4 protein-coding genes are annotated in these 4325 nt (G+C 74.7%); all 4 read left to right on the top strand.

The genetic code is table 11. The annotated features are described in order from the left end of the window. Positions 1-279: 279 nt before the first annotated feature. Positions 280-981, top strand: coding sequence for an isochorismatase family protein (locus E2C05_RS29260; protein ID WP_133223148.1), 702 nt, complete (start codon positions 280-282; stop codon positions 979-981). Further along, entirely contained in the window at positions 978-1973 is a 996-nt protein-coding gene (locus E2C05_RS29255) for an asparaginase (RefSeq protein WP_133223147.1), read from the top strand. The genes E2C05_RS29260 and E2C05_RS29255 overlap by 4 nt, the downstream gene beginning before the upstream one ends. A gap of 57 nt (positions 1974-2030) precedes the next feature. Then, a complete protein-coding gene (locus tag E2C05_RS29250) occupies positions 2031-3254 on the top strand; it encodes a metallophosphoesterase family protein (RefSeq protein WP_133223146.1) in 1224 nt (407 codons plus the stop codon). Next, the coding region (locus tag E2C05_RS29245; RefSeq protein ID WP_158292454.1) for an ATP-binding protein at positions 3251-4325 on the top strand (1075 nt) is incomplete at its 3' end. The genes E2C05_RS29250 and E2C05_RS29245, both read left to right, overlap by 4 nt.

Here is a 4325-nt window from a genome sequence, read left to right as displayed (position 1 = left end):
CCGGCAGGGCGCGCGGCCGGCGGCACGGCACCAGGCCGGGACGCCGCCCCGGCGAGGCCGGCGCGCGGCCCGGCGCACAGGCCCCGCGGTCGCTCCAGCCGGGCTTGCCCCGCGCGGCATGGCCCGGCGTGCCCGTGCCTCATCCGGTTCGAATGCCGGCGCGGACCATCCCCGCCGGGTTGCCGAACCGGGCGGCCGCGCCCTACCCTGCCGCGCGCCCGCCGCCAGAGCGGGCCGATGAGGACCGCCGCCCCGGCCCACCCTGCCGAGAGGGCCCCCATGCATCCCTTCACGCTCCCCGAGAGCATCCAGGCCCGCGTCGCCGCGCGCTGCGGCACGCCGCACCCCTTCGCGCGGCTCGACCCGCGGCGCACCGCGCTGGTGGTGGTGGACCTGCAGAACGGCTTCATGCGGCAGGACGTGGCGCATGCCTGGTGCCCGATGGCCGAACATGTCGTCCCCGCGGTGAACCGCCTGGCCGGGGCGCTGCGCCGGGCCGGCGGCGCGGTGTACTGGATCCAGAACACCTTCGACGCCCGCTGCGAGACCGAATGGTCCATCATGCAGGAGATGGCGACGCCGGAAGCCCGCGCCCGCCGTGCCGCGGCAATGAGCGAGGGGACGGTCGGCAACCAGCTCTGGCCGGGGCTGGATGTGCAGCCGGCCGACGCGGTGGTGCGCAAGTACCGCTACAGCGCCTTCATCCAGGGCGGTTCCGACCTGCCGGACCGGCTGCGGGCCCGCGGGCTCGACACCGTGCTCGTCACCGGCACGGTGACCAATGTCTGCTGCGAGAGCAGCGCGCGCGACGCCATGATGCTGAACTTCCGCACGGTGATGGTCAGCGATGGCTGCGCCGCGGTGACGGATGAGGAGCACCGCGCCAGCCTGATCCATTTCTACCTGCAGTTCGGCGACGTGCTGACGGTGGACCAATGCATCGCCGGCTTCGCCCCGGCCGAGGAGAGAGCAGCGGCATGAGGAAGAAGATCGCCTTCATCGGCACCGGCGGGACGATCGCCTCGCTCGGCGCCGGCCCGCTCGACACGGTCAATTACGGCGCCCGCGGCATGATGCTGCAGGCCGACGGCATCCTCGACCGCTTCCCGGAGGTGCAGGAGGTCGCCGAGGTCGTGGCGCTGCCCTACCGCAACGTCCCGTCCCCCAAGATCGGCTTCAGGGAATGGCAGGACCTGGTCCTGCTCTGCGACAAGGTGGTGGCGGAGATGCCGGGCCTCGCCGGCATCGTCATCGGCCATGGCACCGCGTCGCTGGAGGAGACGGCCTTCGCCCTCTCGCTCACGCTCAAGGTGCCGGTGCCCGTGGTGGTGGTGGGCTCGCAGCGCCCGGCCTCGGCGCTCTCGACCGATGCCGGGCTGAACCTGGTGAACGCCGTGCGCGTCGCCGCCAGCGAGGAGGCGCGCGGCCTCGGCGCCCTCGTGCTGCTGAACGACGAGATCCAGGCGGCGCGGGAGGTGACGAAGACCTCCACCGGCCGGATGCAGACCTTCCGCAGCCCGGATGTCGGGGTCCTCGGCCATGCCGATGGCGACCGGCTCGCCTGGTACCGCCGGCCGCTGCGCCGGCTGGCGCCGGACACCGAGTTCGACATCCGCAAGCTGGCTGCGCTGCCGCGCGTCGACATCGCCTACAGCCATGCCGATGCCGATGGCACGGCGGTGCGCGCCTTCACCGCCGCCGGCGCCCAGGGCATCGTCAATGCCGGCTTCGCCCCGGGCTTCGTGACACCGGGGGATGCCGAGGCGCTGCAGGAGGCGCGGGCCAGGGGCGTGGTGGTGGTGCAGTCCACCCGCGCCGGCAGCGGCCGGGTCTTCCCGACCACCAAGCTGGCCGAGGCGGGGTTCATTGCGGCCGACAACCTCACGCCGCAGAAGGCCCGGATCCTGCTGGCTTTGGCCTTGACCCTGACGCGGGACCCGGGGGAGATAACGCGGATCTTCGCCACCTACTGAGGCGGCGAGTCGTCCGGGCGCGGTCGCCTCGGGGATCGCTGGGGGAAGGCCGGCCGCGTGAAATTCCTGCATGCCGCCGACATCCACCTGGACAGCCCCCTCGCCGGGCTCGCCGCCCGGGGCGACCTGCCGGCCGACCTGCTGCGGGACGTCACCCGCCGGGCCTTCGCCCGGCTGGTCGACCTGGCGATCGCCGAGGACGTGGCCTTCCTCGTCATCGCCGGCGACCTCTATGACGGCGACTGGAAGGATTTCTCCACCGGGCTCTTCTTCGCCGAGCAGATGCGGCGGCTGAACCGGCCCTGCTTCCTGCTGCGCGGCAACCACGATGCCCGCTCGGTCATCACCCGGGCGCTGACGCCGCCGCCCAACCTCCGCGAATTCTCCTCCCGCAGATGCGACAGCTTCGAACTGCCGGAGCTCGGCATCGTGCTGCACGGCCATTCCTTCCCGAACCGGGCGGTGCCCGAGGATCTGTCCGAGGGCTACTGCGCGCCGACCCGCGGCCTGCTGAACATCGGCGTGCTGCACACCTCGGCCGAGGATCCCGGCGAGCACGAGACCTATGCCCCCTGCCGCGTCGGCGCCCTGCAGCTCAAGGGCTACGACTACTGGGCGCTCGGCCATATCCATGCCCGGCGGGTGCTGTGCGAACGGCCCTGGGTGGTCTTTCCCGGCAACATCCAGGGCCGCCACGCAAGGGAGACGGGCGCCAAGGGATGCAGCCTGGTGACGGTGGAGGACCGCCGGGTGGTGGCGGTCGAGCACCGCACGGTGGATGTGCTGCGCTGGGCGGCGGTGGAGGTGGATGCCGAGGGCGCCGACACCGCCAGCCTGCATGACCGCATCGCCGCCGGCGTGCAGGCGGCGCTGGCGGGGACGGAGGACCGGCCGGTGCTGGCCCGCGTCACCCTCTCCGGCACCACGCCGCTGCATGGCGCGCTGGTCTCGGACCGCGCGCAGATCGCCGCGGAATGCCGCGCCGCCGCGCTGGCGGCCGGCGGCGCGTTGTGGGTGGAGGCGGTGAAGCTCCGCACCCGCCCGCCGCGGCAGGAGGAGGACGCAGCGATGGCACCGCTGCGGGCGGCCTTCGCCGCCGGCCTCGGCGACCCGGCCACCGCCCAGGCGCTGCTCGACGAATTCCTGGCGCTGCGTCGCCGGCTGCCGGCCGCGGCGCAGGCCGGGCTGGACCTGCCGGCGGATGCCGCCGGCCTGGCCGCCCTGGCCGAGGAGGCCTGGCAGGTCGCCGCCGGCGCCATCGCGGCGGAGGATGGCGGATGAGGCTGCTCCGCCTCGACCTGCTGCGCTATGGCCACCTGACCGATGTGACCCTGGAATTCCCCGCCGAGGCCGCGCTGCATGTGGTGCACGGGCCGAACGAGGCGGGGAAGTCCACCGCGCTGGAGGCGATCGCCGACGCGCTGTTCGGCTTTCCCGCCCGCACCGGGCGGGACTTCCTGCATGCCGCCAAGGACCTGCGCATCGGCTTCACGCTCGAGGACGGGGCCGGCGGCACCGCCAGCTTCCAGCGCCGCAAGGGCCGCCAGGCCACGCTGCTCGACGCGGCGGAGCAGCCGCTGCCGGAGGAGGCGCTGCGCCGCTTCCTCGGCGGCGCCGACCGCACCCTGTTCGAGCGCGCCTTCGGCCTGGACGGCGCGCGGCTGCGGGAAGGCGGGCGCGACCTGCTGCGGAGCGGCGGCGACAGCGGGGAAAGCCTGCTCGCCGGCCTTGGCGTGCTGCATCTGCGCCGCGCGCTGGAGACGCTGGACGAGGAGGCCAAGGCGCTGGTCGGCGATCGCCGCGGCGCCCGCACCTTCAATGTGGCGCTGGACTCCTTCCAGGCCGCGGCGCGCGCCCGGGACGAGGCCGCCGTGCGGCCGAAGGAGTGGGAGGAGGCGCAGGCCGCCCATGCCGCCATCCTGGCGGCGCTGGAGGCGGCGCAGCAGGACCTGGCCGCCCTGACGCGGGAGGAGCACCGGCTGCAGCGCATCCGCCGGGTGAAGCCGCGGCTGGCGGAGCTGGACCTGGCGCGGGCGCAGCTGGCGCAGGTCGCCGGCGCCCCCCGCCTGCCGGCCGAGGCGGCGAAGACGCTCGAGGCCGCCATCCAGGCGCGGCGCGCCGCCCGCCAGGATGCCGAGCGGGAGGCGGCGGCGATCGCCGGCATCGCCGCCGCGCTTGCGGCGCTGCCGCGCGACCCGGACATCCTCGCGCTGCAGGATGCGGTGGATGCGCTGGCCGGGCAGCGGCCGCTCGTCGAGCAGGCGGCGCAGGAGCTGCCCGGGGTGGAGGAGCGGCTGGCCGGGCACCGCGCGGTGGCGGCGGCGGCGGCGCGGGAGCTGGACGCCGCCGGGC

Source organism: Paracraurococcus ruber (assembly GCF_004353985.1).
Classification (GTDB): domain Bacteria; phylum Pseudomonadota; class Alphaproteobacteria; order Acetobacterales; family Acetobacteraceae; genus Paracraurococcus; species Paracraurococcus ruber.
Note: the sequence above shows the minus strand (reverse complement) of the source record. Positions and strands in the feature narration are given on the sequence as shown.